This window comes from Streptomyces sp. NPDC012466, from assembly GCF_042955215.1.
In the GTDB taxonomy this organism is placed as follows: domain Bacteria; phylum Actinomycetota; class Actinomycetes; order Streptomycetales; family Streptomycetaceae; genus Streptomyces.
Window position 1 is genome coordinate 980553 of record NZ_JBIBEQ010000001.1, and the last position, 18553, is coordinate 999105.

The window sequence follows — 18553 nt, forward strand, 5'->3', positions numbered from 1 at the left end:
CCTTGCGGGCCTACTGAGCCAGAGGTACCGCGCAGGTCGGAGTTGCTCACCACCGACGGCCCGCAGGTCAGAACCTCGCCCGGCTCGCCAGCTGACACCACTCTGTTGTCATCGTGCGATACCTCAAATCGGCCTGCGAGCAGCACAATTGGTTGCTAATTCACCTGATCTAATGGAACTCCGCCGTACTAGTTCGGCATTGCCCGGGCGCGGGTGGCAGATTCCGTGGTGCACGTCGGTGGCTCATCACCGGCGTCCGCCTCATGCCGCCGTCGGCGGAGCAGGAGCAAGCTGCGAGACGTCCAGACGCCACCGAGGCGTTGTTGGGGCTGATCGTTCTTCGGGCGTTGGCAGGTGGGCCGTACGGGGCGAGGACCGCCGCACCCTTTTGCAGGGTGTTGGCCCGTTCTTCGTCGGCACGAGGCTTCGGCGCTCGGGCGCGTGACACGCTCCCGAGGGACGGGAGTTTCTGTGTTGGCCCGGCAGGCCCGGGTGGAAGGACAACACCATGGTCGCGAAACGACCTGATGGCATTTTCCCGCACATCGGCACCGACGCCTGGGGCCGGAATCTCGCGGACGCCATCGAGAACACTTGCGCGGAACTCGGGGTCGTACCGCCTCCCCGGCAGGCGATCACCGAGGGGCTGGCCACCGCTCTCCCGGACACCGAGATCAAGGGCCTGATCGCCAGCCGGAGCAACAAGAAGGTGCTCAAGCCCTCGGCTTACCGTCTCGTGCAGGCCGGGGACGAGCAGGTACTCCTGCTGATGTGTGACGTCCATGGTGCTGCGGTGGTCCCGTGGGACCTCAACGACCGCACCGTCGGCTGCTGGTCGCCGCCCGTTGCTGAGGCCAGCCAGCGCGTCAAGGACCTCATCGCCGCCGAGCTGGCGCTGCACGAAGCCAGGAAGACCGCGAAGACCGCTGAGAAGGAGCGGGAGAGCTGCCGCCGCGCGGCCGGTGACGACACGTACGCCGCGCAGGCCCTTGCTGCGGCCACGCAGAAGCACGAGGACGCTGAGCGCCGCGTGGGGGAACTCGAAGGCGTGCGCCAGGCCCTCCTCACCGCCCTCGGTGGCCGACGGCCGCGTCCTGTGGTCCGGGCGGCGCAGGAGGACGGGGAGCCGAAGGCGGCGCTCACTCTCGCCGAGCAGCCGTACGAGGTGGCCGTCCACATGCAGCGGTACGCCGCCGAGAATCTGGAGCGTGCCGGCAAGACCCGCGGCTACGACCTGGCCGAGTCCCTCGTGGACGCGGGTCAGCTCTCCAAGGGCATGAACGTCATGCAGCAGTGGCAGATCACCCGCCCCGACGGCACGGTGTCGAAGCTGTGGCGGCTGGCCGCCGTGACCGGGAACAACCGTGCACTGGCCCGTCTCAACATCTTCCGTGTGCGTCCGGAACACCTGGTCACGGGGATGCCCCAGTCCCTCCTGCCCATGCCGAAGGGCAAGAAGGCCAATCCCGAGCTGCTGCTGCTGAGCCAGCGGGAGATCCTGAACCGGCTCTCCGACCGGCTCAACGAGGCCGCCGCTAAGCCGGAGACGGAGGCGACCGACCCGTCGGTCCGGGCCGGGAAGATCGCCACGGTGTCCGCGGAGATCGTGATCGGCTGCACCAAGCCGGCGGCTCTGGAACACGTCCTGCGGACGCTGAACGTCAACGACCACCTGCGCGGCATCCAGCCCTACGACGAGGACGCACGCCTGATCGCCCTGTTCGCGACGCTCGTCGACGCATACGCCAGGGAATCGCTCCTCGCGGACGCGCTCGCCGAGGCGTTCCCCGACGCGCGCGGCGCGGACCTCCTCGACCTGGTCGGGGTGCGCGACGCGCTGACCGCCAACGGACCGCTCGACCCGCTCGTGCCGCTCGTGCCCGTGGGCGACGACGTCTCCCCGGCCGTGCTCCGCGACATCGCGGTGCGCGCCATCACCGCGCTCGTGTTCCCCGAGATCCCGCCCGAGGCCCCGAAGCGGCCGACCGCACGCACCGTCCGCGACACGGGGCGCTTCTGGCCGATCGTCAGGGGCACGCTGCAGGAGCCGGCGTGGAGCCAGACCAGGGCGAAGACAGCAGAGGCACGCACCCGCCTGTGGTCCGCCGCCATCGCCCAGCTGTTCCTGCACCGGGGCAACATCCTCTCCGCCCTCGGCTTCTTCGGCGTGCCGGAGACCGCCAAGGGCGCCGGGCAGGACCCGCGGTCGCTCAAGGTGCTCCTCCTCGGGGCAGAGGCCGGCGACGCGACCGCCTGGGCCGCCCTCGTCCAGCGCATGGCACCGGCGCTGATCCACGCCCCGCAGCCGTTCATCACCGCTGGCCAGGGCAGCGAGGCGGGCGACGGACGCAAGGGTGTGCGGCGCACCCCTAAGAGCGCCCTCGCCGCCCTCACTCTGGCGTACACGGCAACCAGCGCCCCGAACATCAGCCGGGCACTCCTCCTCGCGTTCGCGAAGGCCGTGCTGGAGCACCCGGACGCGACGCAGCCGCCCGAGGCGGAAAGCGGTGAGCCTCTGGTCTGCTACGGGGAGCGGCACTGGGTGGAGGGCCGGGCGCCGATCACCGCGGGGATGGTAATCGCTCCTGACACCGAGGGCCGGCCCACCCACTACGTCGCCGACAAGGCTTGGTTCGACGAGACGTTCCCCGTGGAGCTCGGCCGCCCGACCCCGGGGAGCCCCGGAAGCACCACCACTTCCACCACGGCCGGGACCAGCACGGATCCCACTGCCACCGTGAACGGCGCTCCGCCAGCCGACCCGCACGACCAGCTCGCCACGCTGCGCCGGGAGCTGCCCGCGCGTGTGGAACTCGTCGAGAGCGGCTACCAGCAGGCCGTGGACTCCGCCCACACCCTGATGACGGATTTCGAAGAGGCGCACCGCCTGCGAGTCCAGCTCGGAGAGGACGCGCTCCCGGCCGAGCAGCGGATCGAGTGGATGGAGAAGCTGACGAAGGTCCGGGCCGCGGCCCAGGCCAGCGTGACGACGCTCGAACAGGTAGAAGCGCTGATCCTTCAGGTCTGACCGGCGCGGCAGAACCCGAGACCGGCATGTGCCGGGGGGCTCCTCAAGGCAGTTGAGGAACCCGCCTCCTGTTCTCACCAGCCGCATGACCGGCGGTCATGCGGCTGGTTCAGCCACGTGCCGAGAGCGGGCAGACTCGACCGAGACAGTCAAAGTTCGGTGAGCACGCTCAACCTTCGGCGAGACGGGACAAACTGCCCGATCCCCACCTCGGACGCAGGTCTTTGTCCGCTGCCATCCAATCGAGGCGATTGACATCGAACTCATTCGTTCTCGCTTCCTTGCCAGTGAACCTAGTCGTGGGAGGCAAACGAACGCCGGGGTTGTGAAGTGGCTGTATCGGCTGGGTGCAGAGCGCGGAGCCGTACGCCGAGGTCTTGTACACCGACGCAGATCGAGCCCTCTCCATCGGGTGTGGCCCAGATACGTCAGCGACCTTGAACGCCTCTCCCCGTCCCCGTTCGGCCTGGAGCTACCTACTTTGCAGTCGGGTCTGAGCGAGAACGCCAGGACCCTGTGACAGGGGTCACAGAGCCGATCTGAAGAAAAATTGTCGGATGCGGCTCCAGCAACGCCCAGAGGGAGAAGCCTCATTTCCACGAGCCCTCATGGAGTCCGCATGTATCCCTCTCTGCACGCCGGCGAGTTCGCCAGCGCCCTTCAGGCCCTTCGTCCACGCGCCCCCCAAGACGGCGAGGTAACCGTCGGTGAAGACGGAGTCCCACGGGTGCACGTCGTGGTCGCAGTCGAACTCCCGGTGCCTGAGCCGTCACTCGAAGGACTCGCGCGGTACACGGAGTTGCTGGCTGAGTCCTGGAGTGCGGGGAACCCCTTTCACCCATGGGCGACAATGGACCACCAGCTTTTTGAGGCGCAGTACAAGGACGCGCCCCGCCCTCAAGCAGCCGCTACCGCTCCTGCCGACCTCGCTTCGCGCGTGATCGCGAACATTGCGCGGTGGCGGGCAAGCATGGAGAGCCACCAGTGCCCGGCCAGCCACAGATGCCGCTGCCCCAAGTCGGACTCTCTGCGGGTCATCGACTCCGTGCTATGTACGGCTCTGATCGAGCTGGCATCCGTTGGCGCGGTACCGTGGCCCCTCGTTACCCGCGAAGCGCTGCTCGCCGCTCTCGTCGCACGCAACGCTGCGATCGAGGGCGACGCTGAAGGCGTCGACGCCTTCAGCCGCACTTGGCTTAGCCTCGCCCGACCGGAGAGCTGGCGTGAGGCCGTGGAGATGGCCCTGCTGGGGGATTGGGTCGAGGCGCTGGGGGGCGGATGCACGCACGATCCCTTCATCACCGACCTGCTGCATCGCCACCGCAAGACAGAACATAAGAGGCTGCAACCTCTGTGGGAACGTCGAGTGCAGGGCAAGCGAACGGCGGTATTGAGCCGACCTGTTGGCGACGGCCTAACGTTGGCCGACGCGCTCCCCGGCGCACAGAGTCCAGAAGTTCTGCTGAACGACGCGTTCATCGATGACCGGATCAGCACTGTACTGAGCCAACTGCCACATGCGGACACGGAGATCGCACTCAGCTGGGCCCGCACTGGGGACAGTTGGGCCGAGACCGCAGACAGCGCCGGGCAGGAAACGGCGTACGGGGAGCGGGTGCGGCGCAAGCTCAAGCGCCTGGGCTCCGAGTACAAACGCCGCCAGGAGCACGTCGTTCGAGGAGGCGGAGCATGACCATCCTCGCCGCCGCGCTGCCGGAGTTCCTCGGCTCGTTCGCCGCCGCCTGCGCATTGTCCCTGTGCGCCCTGATCGTACGAAGGTTCCGTGGCCGCCACGTCGACGACGGCGACCGCAACGTCGACACCCAGCAAATACCCCGACAGGACGGCCCGGGCCAGGCGGTCGGGCCATGAGTCTCAAGACCTAAAGGTCACCCCGTGGCGGGTTTCTGGCGCCAGTTTCGCACTCCCTACTCGGCTCCTCGCCACACACCTGATCAGGGAAGGGCGCATCCGACGGCTTGTCATGCAATCCAGTCGTCGCAGGCCAGGGCGTTGCTGTCGACAAACTTTGATGTCAACGGACAGTCTCGTCGACAGCCGGATCACCCCCGTCACGGCCCCGCAGACGGCTCGGCACCCGGGGCCGGGAGAGGTCTGGGGCCGTGCCAGAGTGATCCGCATGATCCCCGCACACGTCCCCGACGAGCCGCCGCTGACGTACGCCGACAGTTTCGACATACCAGTCCTATTCCGTAACGGGCCCGATAAGAAGCCCCGGCGGCAGTGGCGGACGGCCAAGCACAAGGCATGGACCGGATCGGACGGATTCCCGGCCGCCGACGGCTGGTACGCGCCGACCACCACGTGGCGGGAGATCATCAAGGCCGCCACCGAAGTCGGCCGCGACGTCACCCCGCACCTGCAGAACCAGCCGCGCTACGCCCACGGGGAACTCGTCGCCCGCGTCTCCCCGCTGTACGCCTACCTCGGCGCACACCCCGTGACGCCCCGGCATCCCGTGCCGGGGGCCAAGGGGCGGCGCCTGACCTGGAATCCGGTCTACGCGCACGGCACCGAGCGCAGCGCGAAGAATGCCGCCGGCTACCGGCTGGGCATGACGATGACCGAGTGGGCCTGCCGCTCGCTGCTGGGCCTCGGCCAGACCGAGCACCTCGAACTCGGCGGACCCGTCCCTGCTCTGTATGACACGTTCAAGGATCCGAAGAAGAAGCTGCCCGACCTGTGGGGGCTCCACGAGACGGAGGAGCTTTACTGGCTGATCGAGGCCAAGGGCGGCGACGTGGGACTCAGGAGACTCCGCGAGGGGTGGGCGCAGCTGGCGGCCGGCAGCAAGGCCCTCGGCGCGTACGGGCACCGCACCATCCTGGTCGGGGCGTCCGTACGGCCTGACGATGACCTCTTCCTCACGATCGACCACGACCTGCACCCCGGCCAGGCGCCGCTCGCCCCTGCCGGATCCGATGCCGACGACGAGGCAGCGGGCCTGGGCAACCTGGAGGATCGCCTCGGCGACAGCGACGACGCGCTCATCGGTGCCGCCCGCGCCCAGATGCTGGCCTACCTGGCACTGCGTTCGGCTCCCGCCTCGCAGCTGCGCACCGTACCCGTTGCCGCCGACCGCGCTTCCCGCCGCCGGCGCTCCGGGCTGACCACGCCCCTGGAAGACGACAGCCTTACTCTCGCCATGCGGGCCGACGCCCGCAGAGCAGCGACCGGCACAGAACAGCACGCCTTGCGCGTCGGAATCCGTTCCGTGGGCCTTGACGATTTCCTGAGCTGCCGCATCCCCGGCACGGAGGTCCACCTCGGCATGTCCCGGAAGCTGTTCGCCGCCTGTGAGCGCCTCCACGAGGAGGACCTCGCCATCGCCCGGCGCACCCCGGGACTGCGCGCCGAGGACCAGCCGCCCGCCGACCTGGACCTCAGCGACGAAGCCCAGGAAGAACAGCGACTCACCCAGCGGCGCATCTTCCGCGAACAGCAAGAAGAAGCCCGCCCACGGCTGCGCCCCCTACTCCGCGACGCCTACGAGCGAGGTGCAGCGAGCGACTGGAGCGACCTTCTCCGTCGTCCCCAGGAGCCGGAGCTCGACCTGGAGGGCGACGAGAGCCTCCTCGAAGCAGCGACGCCGGAAACCTACGTGGCCGTCAGCCGCTACGACCTGCCCCCCGCACGCGCCTAGCTTTCCGCGCGCGACGACCGTCGCGAGTCGGCCTTGTCCGTCAGCCGGCGGCTGCTGAGGTCGATAATGCCTGGCGAGCAGGCGATGGAGCGGCAGCCAGCCATAAGCCGGGGGATCGCCTCACACGCGAGTACGGCCGCCAGGCCGTGCCCCACCATGGGGGATCCAGCGCTCACTCGATCCATGACGAGCAGCGCTGAGCCGACGTACTCCAGTCCTTCACTGACTTCGTCGGTGAAGGAGCCCGTCTCGGGGTCGAGAAGGACCCGGGCGGTCTCGTACAGTTCTTCGGACTCCTCCTCCATGGCCCAGAAGGCATTGCGGCCTCGGTCGAGGTGCACCCGGTAGAACGTCATGGACCCGACGGGGACGTCCTCGACCGCGCGGGGCCGGGCGTCGGGGGCCGCGTACCCGCTGGGGCCGACCAGTTCGTGCCCCGCGGCGCGGGTGCGTCAGCGGTGCAGGACGGCAACGTCCCAGCGTGTCGGTCGGCGGTGTGTCCCAGAGTTCGTCGTCGTAGGAGATGCGCAGGTGCAGCTCGGAGGGATCGCCGGGGAGCGAAGAGGGGTCGATCACTGCGGCAGCGTATCGAGGTCCGCGCGCGTTCGTGGACGACAGAGCCCCCGGATTCCAGGCGGTGGAATCCGGGGGCTCTGCGTCGTGGAGGGGGGAGTGCGGGTCAGCTCTCGGTGGAGTCGTCGGTGGGGCTGTCCGTGCGGCTGCGGCGTGCAAGGAGGAGAGCGCCTCCGCCTGCTGCGATCAGCACGGCCGCGCCACCGATCAGCCACGGTGTGGCGTCGGCTCCGGTGTGGGCGAGGGAGCCCGTCGGCGTTTTCGGCGCGGAGTCCTTGACCGAGGTCGCGGCGACGGGTGAGGAGTCGGGCTCCGGCGTGTCGCTGCCCGAGGCGGAGGGCGTGGCACCTGGGGTACCGCTGTTCGGCTTGCCCGGGCTGGACGGGGAGTCGGTGGGCCTGTGCGTCGGCTGGCTCGAGGGGTCAGGCTTCGGGTCGGTGGCCGTCTTGGCGTTGGTGACGGTCACCGTCACCGGGGCGCCGGGACCTGCGGTAAACGTCTTCGTCGGCTTGTAGAGGTCGTAGCCGGCAGGAGCCTTGATCTCCTTGACCCAGAACTGCGTCCTGCGGCTCGACACGGGCAGTTCTCCGGAGGCGGCGCCCTTGGTGCCGGTAGTCAGGGTGAGCAGCGTGGAGGTGCCGGTGCCGATGTTCACGGTCGCGCCGGGCAGGAGCTTTCCGGTCTTGTCGTCCTTGGCCTGCAGGAGGACCTTTGCGGCCTTGAACGGGTCGGTGATCGTCAGCCGTGTGGTCGCGCCCGGGGTGACAATGACGTCCTGATCGCTGACAACCTCGTGGAGCGGGCTGCCGGAAGCCGTCTGCTTGAGCCGGTAGACGCCCGGCGCGAGGTCGGGGAAGGTCAGCCTCCCCTGGGCGTCGCTCTGTCCGCGTGCGGCTTCCTGGCCGGCGGAGTCGAGCAGCAGGAACGCGGCGCCGGGCAAGACGTCTCCGGCCGTGTCCTTCGTAGTGATCTCGACGCTGCCCGCGTCCGAAGCCGGTGTCGCGACGGGAGCGGCGGAGGCCGAGGGGGTCGGTTCGGAGGGCTCGGCACTCGCGGCTGGCGCCCAGCTCAGGGTTCCGGCCGCGACGGCGACGGCAGCAGCGGATCGGACGAGACATGCGTGCACGGGGAAGAGGACTCCTTGATCGGTCGGGGGAGGTCAGCGGGTGCGGCCGACGACTGGGGTAGCCGGCTGGGTGGGAGTGCTGCGCGGGGTACGGCCAGCCGCGCGCCTGGGCCTGGACGCGGCCCAGGCGCCGGGGAACCAGACGGCGGTGTACTGCTCGATGGCGTCGCGCAGCCCGGTGGTGACGGCCCCGTCCCACGGCGTGCGGCCGGGGCGGTGATAGGTGTCGAAGGTGCCGTACTGCTTGGTGTTCGGCCGGGTATTGGTGGCTTCATCGCGGCGGTGGAAGGTCCCGTGGTCCACGAAGCTGAGCGCCACCGCGTCGATCTCGCCGCGTGCCGGGTGAACGACGGCGACACGCAGCCCTCCGTAGGTGTCCGCGTGGATGGTGCGGGTGAAGTCGATCCGCATCCGCAGCGGTTCATCGGGGATCGGGACAGCGAAGTAGGTGTTGCCAACAACGGTGTGGTCGTGGAAGGGAAGGCACAGCTCGGCGAAGAACTCGGCGGCTTGCAGGGACAAGAGAGGCTCCGGTCGAGGTCTGGCTGGTCCTACAGGCGCGGGCCGGGCAGGGCCGGTCGGCTGGTGGTGCTCCAGCGCGGGACGCTGGCCACGGGCAGCGCAGCCGGACGGCGGGAGGAGACGGCCCGCTGCACGTCGAGCGGAGTGGGAGTCGGCGGGCCCGGTGGGAGGATCGGGGTGAGCTGGGCCATCCCCTTGATGTAGCTGGAGGTCACCTCGCGCCACCGGGGCAGGGGAGCCGGATCGGCGACGCACTCGGTGACGGCGGTGAGCAGGGCGACCGGGGTGTCGGTGCTGGCAGTGGCGTACCAGACGGGCCGGTCGATGGACTTGCCCGCCCACAGCTGCCAGCGCGCGTCGCGCGTGGTCAGTTCGGTTTCCGGATCGAGGTCGCCGGTGGTGAACTCCATGCCGGCGAGGCCGTCCGGAGCCTGGACCGCGAAGACGCCCCAGCGCGGACGGTCGATCTCCCAGCCCTGCTTCAGAAGCGGGACGACGGCGAGGAAGGGATCGTGCTCGTCGATGCCGGAGATCGGCCGGGCGAGGTAGGCGTTCGGTCCCTGCTCGTACGCCGTGGCCAGCATGGTGGTGAACGCCTGGACAAACTCGGTGGGAACGCGGTCGTTGAAGCAGACGCCCCACGCCGGCGGTCCGAAGGAGTCCTTGTAGGCGTTGATGCGCCAGAGCCCGTCGTCCTCGCCTTCGGGCAGGTAGCCCAGGCGCACGCGCCGGTCGGGAGCTGTCACGTACACGTTGGAGTCCTCGTCGTACCGCAGGTCCCAGCCGAGGTCGAGCAACGGGGCGAGGGCGGGGTCGCCGGTTCCGGTGGTGGAGGCGAGGTGGCGCGGGGAGACGTAGACGTCGCCGTCGATCTCGTGGTGCGAATCGGGCTGTGGGTTCATCGGTCTGCCCTCGTGGTAACGGTGATCTCGTCGGCGGCGGTGTCGAGGCGTTCGGTGACCTCGGCGGTGGTGCGGCCGGTGACGATGTAGAACCCGGCCCGGGCGGTGAACAGGTCGCCGTCGGGCGGCAGGACGAGCTGGTCGCCGATCTCGCGGATCCACTGCACCTGGCGCAGCCAGGGGGTGTGGGCGGCGAAGGGCTGGTTGATGTGCCGGGCGGTCAGGGTGCCGGAGGTATCCGGGTAGAGCATGCGGATGCCCGCGGCTCCGCTGCGGGTCGGGGTGAGGTCCGGCGCTCGGCCGCAGGCGAGGTCGGCGGCGGCCCGGGGCAGGTCGATGCCGGTGGCCAGACGGACAAGGTGGCCGATCATGTCGCCGCCGATCCTGGCATTGACCTCGATCAACCGCGGCCGACCGTCCACCAGGCGCAGCTCGACGTGCTGCACACCGTCGGTGATCCCCAGGGCCTTGACCGCAGCAGCAGCGGCCGGGGCGACCTGGGCCAGGAGCGGGTCGGCGGCATCGACGGTGTGCCCGGCCTCGTCGAAGTACGGCGCGGGGCCCAGGTGCTTGCGGGTCACGGCGACCGCCGTGGTCGCTCCGCGGTGGGTGACGCATTCGACCGAGAATTCCGGCCCGTCGAGGTATTCCTCGACCAGGACGCCGGTGTCGTCGCGACTGCGGCTCGCACCGGCCGAGGCGAACGCGAACGCGGCGGGCAGTTCTTCGGGCCGGTCGACGCGGATCACGCCGATGCTGCCCGCGAAGGCCGCGGGCTTGATGACCGCCGGCAGGCCGAGGGTCATCGTCGCCAGGCCGGCCTCCAGTAGAGTCCGCGCCCTCATCGAGGCGGCCGAGGGAACGCCATGGCGGGCGAACAGGGTGCGGGCGGTTGCCTTGTTGCGGCAGGCCCGCATCACCTCGACGGACGTCGAGGACAGACCGAGCGCGCGGGCGAGACGGGCGGTGGGGACGAGGTGCCACTCGTCCCAGGTGACCACGCCGGCAAGGTCATGGTGCTCGGCCAGCGCCCGGCCGCCGGCGAGCAGCGCTGCGGGGTCGCTCAGATCGACCACGGTGTGGTCGACGATGAACGGCTTCTCCCACGACGGCTCGGTGCCGGTGAGCAGGACGACGTCGTACGCGGCGGCCACCTGCTCCAGGCAGTAACCGCGGTAGGTCTCGTCGCCGGGAGAAACGACGAGCACGAGAGGACGAGCGGACAAGAAGGGGTTCTCCGAATCGGTGGACGCGGGACGAGGGAAGAGAGGGGTGTCTCAGGCGGCACGGCGGCGGCGCAGCTCGAACGCCGCAGCCCAGTGAGGGTGTTCGCCGATCAGGCGGCGGGCGTAGAGGGCGGTGTAGTTGTTGTTAAGCCCGGCGACCCCATGAGGGAGCTGGCGGCGCAGGTCCTCGAACAGGTCCTTCAAGCTGACCCGGGTTGCGCCGGCGGCCAGTCGGCGAGCGACCATGCGTTCCAGGGCCCGGTAGACGTGCGGGTTGTGGGCGTCGAAGGCGTGGAACTGCTCGGTGATGGAGCGACCAGTCGCGCGGTGCGATCCAAGGGCGGCAATGGACATGAAGTTCTCCACAGGCTGGGGGCGCAGCAGGGTCAGGTGCGCAGGGCGGGATCGGTTCGCAGGCGGGCGAAGGCGCAGAACAGACCGAGGGCCTGCAGCGCGGCACAGACGGTGATGACGTGGCCCAGCGCATCGGGCGGAGTGAGCGCGGTGAGCACGCCGGCGACGGGGAAGGGCAGCAGGAGGATGAGGATGGTCGCCGACAGGGTGCTGCCGAACTTCTCCGGAGGGATCAGGCGGGAGCGCAGCGTGCGCAGGACGACCGTCATGCCGCCTTCGCCCGCCATGAGGACCGCGACCAGGACCAGGTAGGACCGGTAGTCGGGAGCCTGGGCAGCGGCGAGACAGCCGAGCGAGGCGAGGGCGGCGCAGGCGGCGCCGACCGGCCACAGGCCGAGGCGGTCGAGCGCGAACCGGCAGAGCGTGACGCTGAGGAGCGTCGCTGCGGCAGCGGCGGACCAGACGAGGCCGACAGCGGTGGTGGACTGCCCGAAGTGCTTGACGACGATCACGGGACCGGCCGCTTGAAGAAGGCCGGTGGCCAGGTTGGACAGGGTCAGCCCGGTCACGAGCCAGCCGAGCGCGGGAAGCGAGCGGATGGTGCGCCACCCGGTGAGCAGTCCGGCCCCGGACCTCCCCTTCGGCGCACGGGCCGGTGCCACGGGCGAGTGCGGAGTGCGCAGGGCAAGCAGCGCGGCAAGCAACGAGAGCACGGTGATCACCGCGAGCATCAACGGCGGACCGGCAAGCAGGAGCACCCCGGCGAGCGCCGGACCGGCCAGGGTCGCCGTCTGGTCGATGCCGAGCAGGACGGCCTGGACACGGTGGGCCCGCCGTCCTGCTCGGCGGCCGGCGGCAGCGCCCGCGGTCTCGGCCGCGATATAGCTGAACTCGGTGAGCACGCCGGTCGTCGCCGCCAGCACCATCACGGTCGCGCTCGCCACGGTGCCGGACGCGTGGAGGTGGAGCAGGACCGCGCCGGCGGCGAGGGCCAGCGCCCGCCCCAGGGAGGCCAGGTGGAAGACCACCGCAGCACCGCGCTTGTCGACAACCGATCCGGCCCACCCGAACGCAGCCAGCCGCGGTATCCACTCCAGGGCGAAGGCTGCGCCCGTCAGCGCGGCGGAGCGCGTCGTGGCCAGGACGAGCAGCGGGATGCCGTAGGTGGACATCGCGAACGCCAACGCGTCCGTCGTGCGCGGTAGATAGATGCTGCGTATCAGCCCGCCGGTGTGGCGTGCGTGCCGGGGTGTGACCGCTTCGCTCACGCGACCGGCTCAGGTTCGGACACCCTGGCCACCTGGAGGTTGTCGGCCAGCCACTGGATCAGGAGCGTGCGGAGACGGGCCAGGCCCGCCTCCGCTCCGTCGGCGCGCTCGGTGATGAGCGATGGTGCCAACAGGGCAAGGACGTGCCGAATGCGGCTGCTGAACTCGCAGACGGGGGCCGGGACGGCGTGACGCCGGGCCCAGCGGGCCATCGCGTCGTACAGGCTGGCCAACTCCATCCCAGCCTCGGTCAGTTCCAGACCGGTGCCGGGCGCGATCCGGATGAGACCGTGGGCGCGGGCCGTGTCGGATGCGCTGCGCAGTTGGTGCGTGGAGAGGTCGGACAGGGTGCCGGCCAGCCGTCGCGGCGGTATGGCGCCGTTGTCGTCGATCTCGGTGACCAGGCGGACCAAGGGCCGCGAGGCAAGCAGTTCGACAGCGCGCTGCGCTTCGGCAGAGATAAAGGGGGTGCTCATCGGCGCGGGCCTCCCGCCGGGACGGCTGCCTTCGGGCGGGCGATCGCAGCGTGCGAGAAGAGATCCCCGTTGTGCCAGGCCGGAGGGGAATGGGGTGTCCGAGCGGGTGGGAGCGCCGTGGGGGCCGGCCGAGACTGGCTGCTGATCCACGGCCTCGGCGCGGGTTTCGCCTGCGGGTGCCCCCAGACCGGGTGCCGGGCTGCCTGGTCGAGGGGCTGCCCGGCGGCCCACGCGGACAGGGCGCCGAGCACGGGGCCCAGGCCATCGCCGGCCGCGGACAGCCGGTAGGGCCGGCCCATGCCGTCGGTGTCAACCAGGCCGTCGAAGACGAGCTGCCGCAGAGGCGGATAGATATTGGTCCAGTCGCTGCTGGGCATCACGATTCGAGCCAAAGCCCGGCCGCTGACTTCCTCACGGGACTTCAGCACCCACAGGATGGCTGCGGCATGGCGCCGGGTGAGCAGGGTGAGGCTGTCCTCGATCTGCTCGATCGCGGCCAGCGAGCGGTCCGCCTTCTCCAGGTGTTCCTCGGCCCAGGTAACAATCATCGGTAGGACCGGCAGCAGGGCAACGCCACGTTCAGTGTGGCCGTAGGTCACGTGCCGTGCGGTGTGTTCGGTGCGTTCGACGAGTCCGGCGTCGCACAGCGCCTTGAGTTTGGGGTGGAGCTGGCCGTTCTGCAGCCAGGACACCTTGGCCGCCAGCTCGCTGTAGCGCAGCGGCGGGCCGGAGAGGGCCAAGAGGATCCTCACGCTCCAGCGCGGGGTGATCATGGCGAGGGCCTCGGTGACCCGGGCGATGTCGGCGTCGGTGTCAGGGGGCAGAGCGGTGACGGCCAAGGGAGGAACTCCTGGGTGAATGAAAGGGGGGATCGCCTGCTCGTCAGCGGCTGTGCGCCGGACTCGGCGCCGCAAGAGGCGGAGCCGGAGCAGGCTGCGAGGGAGCTGGCGGGACAGGCGTCGGGGCCGGGACGCGGGCCAGGCTCTGCAGGACGGCGGCGACCGATTTGGCCTGGACCTCGCGGACGGCGACGGCTTCGGCGAGCCGGCGGGTCCCGTCGAGGAGGTGGGAGACCTCGTGCGGGCCGATCTGCCGTTCAGGGTGGATGAGCCGGGCGAGGTGGTCGCGGTGGAAGTCGATGCTGCGCTCGGCGAGGGCAAGGTCGTCGTGCATGCCGAGCAGGGCGCAGAGCATGCCGGGCGGCTGGTCCTGGGCGTGAGCTTCGAGGTCGGCAAGCGGTGCGCCGTACAGGACCTCGATCCGTCCAGCTATGTCGGTGGACGTGGGGTGGGGCAATCGGGGGCTTTCACGGTCGGCGGGCCCGGGCCGCCCCGGCACGCTGGAGTGCCGGGGCGGCAGACGGGGGCAGGGTTGCGGTGGCCCTGAGCTGAGCCGTTCGTACAGGCCGGGCCTGCTGTGCGGGCGGGGGCAGGGTGCGCAGCAGCTCGCCGGGGGCGGCGCGGTAGGCGTCGCGGGCCTCCAGTGCCGCGTCCAGCCACTGCGCGTCGAAGCGGAGCTTGTCCGCCGACAGTTCGCCCAGGTTGCGGTCCGGATCCATGTCGGCGTGGACGCGGTCGCGGACGCGGGCGACCTGCTCCTCGGTGAGCGCCAGGAAGGACCGCAGTTCCAGGGCCCGGGCGAGCGCGGGCGAGGCATCGTGGTCGGCAGCCGTCTCGTACAGCTCGAGGACCGGCTTACCGAAGACCTTCTGCAGGTCGGCGTCCATCGTGGTGGCCTTGTCCCGGCTCATCGGGCGGCCCTTGCCGACCGCCACGCCGTCGCCGGTGCGGTTGAACCCGCGGGCCGGTTGGGGGCGCTGGTCTGCACCGCAGGCCCGGTGCGGGGCCGAAGGCGGGCGAGGCGCTCTGCGGCGAGGTCCTTCTTCCCCGGGGCGTTCGGGTCGAGGAGCCATCGCACCACCATGGCCCGGCCGTCGCGGGCAGTGACGGCCGCGTTCACCCTGTGGGCGAGGCCCATCGTCGGGTCGTCGACCTCGCTGGGCTGGGTCTGCAGTGCGGCGAGGAGGTCGTCCTCCGCGCGCTCCAGCACGGACTGAGCCTCGACGAGAAGGTTGTGCCACTTGACGACGTCGGTGGCGTCGGGATTCGCGGTCGGCGCGGCGGCGACCGCGGCCTTCAACTGGTCCATGCCCATGCCGAAGCGCGCTTCGATCCGTTCGGTGAGCACGCCCACGGCATCCGCAGAATCCTCGGACATGCCGTCGGACAATGGGGACCTCCTGTTCTGGATAGGCCGATGCGTAGGGAATATGAGGGGTCCCGTGCTCGGCGATGAGCCGCTTGCCGGGACGTGTTGAAGTGCGTTTAGTCCAGGCACATGCGGACGTCGCGGTAGACGTACGTACCAGAGACCCAGCCCTTGACGCCGGTCGTCTTGTCCGTGATGTAGACCCAGTTGCCGCTCTTCTTGTGAACGGTGAACTTGTGGCTCTTGTAGAGCACGCCGAGCGCCGTGGACTTCGAGCTGGCCTTGGACCGGATGGTCACGGCCTTGGCGTGCACCGTGTACGGGAGCGGCGGCAGGTTGTGGCAGCTGGCGGCGGTTGCTGCGGTGGGTACGGTCGCGGCGCTGCCGGTGGTGGCGGACAGCACCGGCAGCGCGAGTGCGCCGAGCATCGCCGCGGATATGGCAATTCGCGTGGAGCGCATGCGGAAGAAGCCTCCGTGAAGGCGTGGGGAATGTGTGGAAGGGCGCCGCGGGGATTGTCCCGGCGGCTGTATAAGAGTCCGGAGAATCGCCGGTTTGGCTAACCGGCGATCGTCGGCTATGTTGCGCCGCCCGCGTCGGGCTGAGCGCTTAGCGCGAACGGCCTGGCGGGCGCGGGGCAGGGGCCTTCGCCACACCGGCCGGGCGGCTGGCAGCGGCTGCAGGGCGGACCGGAGGGAGAGGGCCGGCCTCTCCGGTGAGCCGGTCGTCGCACCACTGCAGGGCCTCGTCGACCGTGTCGAAGCCGCCCTCGCGCAGGGTGTGCGTCCAGGTGTCGGTGTCGACCTCTTCGACCACAACGCGGAACGGCGACGGGGCGCGTTCGTCCAGGACGCGCAGGGCCACGACGATGACCATGTCGTCCGGGTCGTCGCTGGTGTAGGAGTAGCCCATGGCGTAGTGGTCGCCGTCGCCGGCGAGGCGTCGCTCCAGTGCTCGCGTGGCCTCGTCAGCCGGCGGCGGGCCCAGCTCGGGGTCGAGGCCGATGGCCTCGTGCGGGCAGCCGCGGTGGATGAGCCAGGACTGCGCCATCGCGGGCAGCGGCAGCGGGGCCTTCTCGAAGCTGAACGTCCGCTTCTCGTAGTCCCGTTGCAGATGCACGGCGAGCACCTGGGGCATGCCAGGGTGTCCCCAGGTCGCGGTGCGGTCGAACAGGACGTAGTAGCTGTGCGGACCGTCGTGATGTTCGGCGAGGGGGACGAGCATGTCCTCGTGGACGCCGACCTTGCGGTAGAAGTCGAAGTACCTCTCCTCGTCGGCGTCGAGGTCGTCCAGATCGAAGTCGACTTGGGGGATGGACTTCCGGACCGGCGCCGGTTCGGTGGGAGACAACAAGGGGCCTTTCGGTGGAGTTCAGCGGTGCTGCGCCGGAGTTGACGGCGATGTGCCGGGGCAAGCTGGGACCTTCGGCGTCTGCGTCATGGGGGCCCGGCGGGCGGCGAAAAGCGCGGCTCGTCCGGCGTCGGCGGGCGCGACCGGCTGGCCGGCGTGTGCGGGGTGACCGGTGTCCCGCGCGACCAGGCCGGCGTCCTCCAGCCGCCGTAGCTTGGCGTGGGAGATGCGGGTGCCGGAGGTGGCTGTGACGGACATCCGACCGGTCAGAAGGTGTTCGTAGAGCTTGGCGCCGCCGGCAATGGCGAGCAGCGCCGCCTGGTCGTCAGTCGAGAGCTGCTGCGCGTCGGGCGCGACGGACGCTGCTGCAGCTTCGGCGCAGGTGGAAGATGACGCCAGTCTGGGTCTTGGCCAGCTTCCGGTGCCGGTCGACCAGTTGGGCGTGCTGCTCGTCGAGGACGCCGCGGTCGCGGTAGGCCCACAGGGTGTCGATGTCGTGCCCGGTGGCGGCTTCGAGGCGATGGTCGAGCGGGGAGACCGCACGCCGGGAGGGTGCCGGCGCGGGTTCAGGGGGCATTGGCGACGCTCCGTGCGTTCAGCGAGTGGGATGGTGCGCGGGGTTCGGTGCGGGACGGGGCAGACCCGGTGGCGCAGTGGGCGGCGGACCGGGCCGGGGCACGGGCGCGCGGGCGGCCAGTTGCGGGGAACGGGAGCGTGCCGCGTGGGTGCGGGCGCTCAGCGGCCGGCGAGTCATGCCCAAACGGCGGCCGACCTCGTCGTAGACGTCGTTGCCCGCGCGGGGCCGGATCGCGACGACGTGGATCTCCTTGTGGTGGGCGGACTCCGCGGGCGCCGGCCGGACGGCGTAGACGACGCGCCAGTCCTTGCGGGAGTCCACGAACAGCTTTCGACAGCCCTCCAGGTCACCGTCGAGGCGCAGCCCGAAGCGCTGCGCGTTCACGACTTCCTGCAGGTAGGCAAGGGTGAGGTCACGTATGTCGCTGGGGGCCTGGAGGAGATCGGTCAGCGCGCGCGGATCGAAGCTCAGTCCGAAGGCGGGCTGTCCCTGTCCCGCGGTCATGACGCCGGCTCGTCCTGGTCAGCGGCTTCCGCCGTGGCCTCCGTCTCCGTCCGTACGGACGGCGGCGGACCGGGCAGGAGACGGTGTGCGGGCCGGTCGGGAGAGGTCATGCAGGCCGAGAGCGGGCCGCCCGGTGCGCGGATCGCCGCGACGGCGTGGGTGAGGAAGTCTCGGTGCCACACGAACAGGCCGGAGAGCCCGGCTTCGGGATCCTTGTGCTGCTGGTAGGCGAGCCACAAGGCATGGAGCCAGGCCACGACGTCGTCGTGCTCCTGCCACTGCAGGCACCAGGGCGCCGCGGTGGTGACCTCGGCCCCGTAGACCGGGAGGAAGAAGTCGTCGACCCAGTCGGACAGGGCGTCGAGTTCGTCCTCGCGTTCCTCTCCGTCCAGTTCCAGGATCGGGCGGGGCTCCGGTGGAGCGGCGGCCGGCGGGCCGTCGAGTCCCGGCATGCCGAACGCGGCGAACGGTGATCCACTCGGCGACGGGGCGGACGCGAGGTGGTCGAGCTGCTGAGCCTGTTGCGCCGACTGCTCCATGAGCCGCCGCACGCTCGCCTCGATTCCCTCCAGCTGCGGATCCGGAATACGAATCGGCTCCATCTCTCCATCGTCGGCAGGTTTTGCGGATTCGGGCATTGAGGAGTTCGGCCTCCTACGAGACGCGGAATGAGGGAAGTGCGGGGGCGCACTCGCGCGGCGCCGTCAGCGGATTGCACGTTCCTCCGGCGATATTCGCCGACGGCTACGCCTGGGAGCTGGTCGCCTTGGCGACG

Annotated in this window: 22 protein-coding genes; 4 read left to right on the forward strand and 18 right to left on the reverse strand. The window is 70.2% G+C overall.

Annotated features, from left to right (window positions below):
• The first annotated feature begins 508 nt into the window (after positions 1–508).
• The 4 genes from ACFY9E_RS04420 to ACFY9E_RS04435 all read left to right on the forward strand — a co-directional run bounded on the left by ACFY9E_RS04420 (position 509) and on the right by ACFY9E_RS04435 (position 6692).
• Positions 509–3028 (forward strand): hypothetical protein, encoded by a 2520-nt coding sequence (locus tag ACFY9E_RS04420; protein WP_390979213.1) that lies wholly within the window; start codon positions 509–511, stop codon positions 3026–3028.
• 850 nt (positions 3029–3878) lie between these two features.
• Positions 3879–4721, forward strand: coding sequence for a hypothetical protein (locus tag ACFY9E_RS04425; protein WP_388325669.1), 843 nt, complete (start codon positions 3879–3881; stop codon positions 4719–4721).
• Positions 4718–4900 carry a hypothetical protein gene (locus ACFY9E_RS04430; RefSeq protein WP_388325665.1) on the forward strand — a complete coding sequence of 61 codons (183 nt, stop codon included), beginning with the start codon at positions 4718–4720 and terminating at the stop codon, positions 4898–4900. Before ACFY9E_RS04425 ends, ACFY9E_RS04430 begins: the two co-directional genes overlap by 4 nt.
• Positions 4901–5168: 268 nt before the next feature.
• Entirely contained in the window at positions 5169–6692 is a 1524-nt protein-coding gene (locus ACFY9E_RS04435; RefSeq protein WP_388325662.1) for a gamma-glutamyltransferase, read from the forward strand.
• Here the strand turns inward: ACFY9E_RS04435 and ACFY9E_RS04440 are convergent.
• From ACFY9E_RS04440 to ACFY9E_RS04525, 18 genes are all read right to left on the reverse strand, one after another.
• Positions 6689–7048 (reverse strand): hypothetical protein, encoded by a 360-nt coding sequence (locus ACFY9E_RS04440; protein ID WP_390979216.1) that lies wholly within the window; start codon positions 7046–7048, stop codon positions 6689–6691. The genes ACFY9E_RS04435 and ACFY9E_RS04440 overlap by 4 nt on opposite strands.
• A 323-nt stretch (positions 7049–7371) precedes the next feature.
• Positions 7372–8391 (reverse strand): SpaA isopeptide-forming pilin-related protein, encoded by a 1020-nt coding sequence (locus ACFY9E_RS04445; RefSeq protein WP_390979218.1) that lies wholly within the window; start codon positions 8389–8391, stop codon positions 7372–7374.
• Between the two features lie 33 nt (positions 8392–8424).
• The gene (locus tag ACFY9E_RS04450) at positions 8425–8913 is read right to left on the reverse strand and encodes a hypothetical protein (RefSeq protein ID WP_388325655.1); all 489 of its coding nucleotides are present in this window, start codon (positions 8911–8913) and stop codon (positions 8425–8427) included.
• A gap of 29 nt (positions 8914–8942) precedes the next feature.
• Positions 8943–9815, reverse strand: coding sequence for a DUF317 domain-containing protein (locus ACFY9E_RS04455; protein ID WP_390979220.1), 873 nt, complete (start codon positions 9813–9815; stop codon positions 8943–8945).
• Positions 9812–11041 carry an ATP-grasp domain-containing protein gene (locus ACFY9E_RS04460; protein ID WP_388325652.1) on the reverse strand — a complete coding sequence of 410 codons (1230 nt, stop codon included), beginning with the start codon at positions 11039–11041 and terminating at the stop codon, positions 9812–9814. The genes ACFY9E_RS04455 and ACFY9E_RS04460 overlap by 4 nt, the downstream gene beginning before the upstream one ends.
• Before the next feature lie 51 nt (positions 11042–11092).
• Positions 11093–11395 (reverse strand): hypothetical protein, encoded by a 303-nt coding sequence (locus ACFY9E_RS04465; protein ID WP_358651913.1) that lies wholly within the window; start codon positions 11393–11395, stop codon positions 11093–11095.
• A gap of 32 nt (positions 11396–11427) precedes the next feature.
• Positions 11428–12663: an MFS transporter gene (locus ACFY9E_RS04470; RefSeq protein WP_388244568.1), complete on the reverse strand. Its 1236-nt coding sequence runs from the start codon at positions 12661–12663 to the stop codon at positions 11428–11430.
• On the reverse strand, positions 12660–13139 hold the full coding sequence (locus tag ACFY9E_RS04475) for a regulator (RefSeq protein ID WP_388325647.1): 480 nt from the start codon (positions 13137–13139) through the stop codon (positions 12660–12662). The genes ACFY9E_RS04470 and ACFY9E_RS04475 overlap by 4 nt, the downstream gene beginning before the upstream one ends.
• Positions 13136–13978, reverse strand: coding sequence for a winged helix-turn-helix transcriptional regulator (locus ACFY9E_RS04480; RefSeq protein WP_390979223.1), 843 nt, complete (start codon positions 13976–13978; stop codon positions 13136–13138). The genes ACFY9E_RS04475 and ACFY9E_RS04480 overlap by 4 nt, the downstream gene beginning before the upstream one ends.
• Positions 13979–14021: 43 nt before the next feature.
• The gene (locus ACFY9E_RS04485) at positions 14022–14435 is read right to left on the reverse strand and encodes a hypothetical protein (protein ID WP_388325644.1); all 414 of its coding nucleotides are present in this window, start codon (positions 14433–14435) and stop codon (positions 14022–14024) included.
• 10 nt (positions 14436–14445) lie between these two features.
• Positions 14446–14889 (reverse strand): hypothetical protein, encoded by a 444-nt coding sequence (locus ACFY9E_RS04490; protein WP_390979225.1) that lies wholly within the window; start codon positions 14887–14889, stop codon positions 14446–14448.
• Complete coding sequence (locus ACFY9E_RS04495) at positions 14886–15368, reverse strand: hypothetical protein (protein ID WP_358651925.1); 483 nt, start codon at positions 15366–15368, stop codon at positions 14886–14888. The genes ACFY9E_RS04490 and ACFY9E_RS04495 overlap by 4 nt, the downstream gene beginning before the upstream one ends.
• Before the next feature lie 95 nt (positions 15369–15463).
• Complete coding sequence (locus tag ACFY9E_RS04500; RefSeq protein ID WP_388325641.1) at positions 15464–15808, reverse strand: SH3 domain-containing protein; 345 nt, start codon at positions 15806–15808, stop codon at positions 15464–15466.
• A gap of 148 nt (positions 15809–15956) precedes the next feature.
• A complete protein-coding gene (locus tag ACFY9E_RS04505; RefSeq protein WP_390979228.1) occupies positions 15957–16700 on the reverse strand; it encodes a hypothetical protein in 744 nt (247 codons plus the stop codon).
• A gap of 18 nt (positions 16701–16718) precedes the next feature.
• Positions 16719–16955, reverse strand: coding sequence for a hypothetical protein (locus ACFY9E_RS04510; RefSeq protein WP_390979230.1), 237 nt, complete (start codon positions 16953–16955; stop codon positions 16719–16721).
• 67 nt (positions 16956–17022) lie between these two features.
• Complete coding sequence (locus tag ACFY9E_RS04515; RefSeq protein WP_388325599.1) at positions 17023–17274, reverse strand: hypothetical protein; 252 nt, start codon at positions 17272–17274, stop codon at positions 17023–17025.
• An 18-nt stretch (positions 17275–17292) separates the two neighbouring features.
• A complete protein-coding gene (locus tag ACFY9E_RS04520) occupies positions 17293–17778 on the reverse strand; it encodes a hypothetical protein (RefSeq protein ID WP_020271124.1) in 486 nt (161 codons plus the stop codon).
• Positions 17775–18317, reverse strand: coding sequence for a DUF4913 domain-containing protein (locus tag ACFY9E_RS04525; RefSeq protein WP_355720476.1), 543 nt, complete (start codon positions 18315–18317; stop codon positions 17775–17777). Before ACFY9E_RS04525 ends, ACFY9E_RS04520 begins: the two co-directional genes overlap by 4 nt.
• Positions 18318–18553 lie beyond the last annotated feature (236 nt).

Bases quoted from the DNA above. Each gene is read 5' to 3' on its own strand.
- ACFY9E_RS04420 (WP_390979213.1), top strand. From the start codon at position 509: ATGGTCGCGAAACGACCTGATGGCATTTTCCCGCACATCGGCACCGAC.
- ACFY9E_RS04425 (WP_388325669.1), top strand. From the start codon at position 3,879: ATGGACCACCAGCTTTTTGAGGCGCAGTACAAGGACGCGCCCCGCCCT.
- ACFY9E_RS04430 (WP_388325665.1), top strand. From the start codon at position 4,718: ATGACCATCCTCGCCGCCGCGCTGCCGGAGTTCCTCGGCTCGTTCGCC.
- ACFY9E_RS04435 (WP_388325662.1), top strand. From the start codon at position 5,169: ATGATCCCCGCACACGTCCCCGACGAGCCGCCGCTGACGTACGCCGAC.
- ACFY9E_RS04440 (WP_390979216.1), bottom strand. From the start codon at position 7,048: ATGACGTTCTACCGGGTGCACCTCGACCGAGGCCGCAATGCCTTCTGG.
- ACFY9E_RS04455 (WP_390979220.1), bottom strand. From the start codon at position 9,815: ATGAACCCACAGCCCGATTCGCACCACGAGATCGACGGCGACGTCTAC.
- ACFY9E_RS04465 (WP_358651913.1), bottom strand. From the start codon at position 11,395: ATGTCCATTGCCGCCCTTGGATCGCACCGCGCGACTGGTCGCTCCATC.
- ACFY9E_RS04475 (WP_388325647.1), bottom strand. From the start codon at position 13,139: ATGAGCACCCCCTTTATCTCTGCCGAAGCGCAGCGCGCTGTCGAACTG.
- ACFY9E_RS04490 (WP_390979225.1), bottom strand. From the start codon at position 14,889: ATGAGCCGGGACAAGGCCACCACGATGGACGCCGACCTGCAGAAGGTC.
- ACFY9E_RS04500 (WP_388325641.1), bottom strand. From the start codon at position 15,808: ATGCGCTCCACGCGAATTGCCATATCCGCGGCGATGCTCGGCGCACTC.
- ACFY9E_RS04510 (WP_390979230.1), bottom strand. From the start codon at position 16,955: ATGTCCGTCACAGCCACCTCCGGCACCCGCATCTCCCACGCCAAGCTA.
- ACFY9E_RS04515 (WP_388325599.1), bottom strand. From the start codon at position 17,274: ATGCCCCCTGAACCCGCGCCGGCACCCTCCCGGCGTGCGGTCTCCCCG.
- ACFY9E_RS04520 (WP_020271124.1), bottom strand. From the start codon at position 17,778: ATGACCGCGGGACAGGGACAGCCCGCCTTCGGACTGAGCTTCGATCCG.
- ACFY9E_RS04525 (WP_355720476.1), bottom strand. From the start codon at position 18,317: ATGGAGCAGTCGGCGCAACAGGCTCAGCAGCTCGACCACCTCGCGTCC.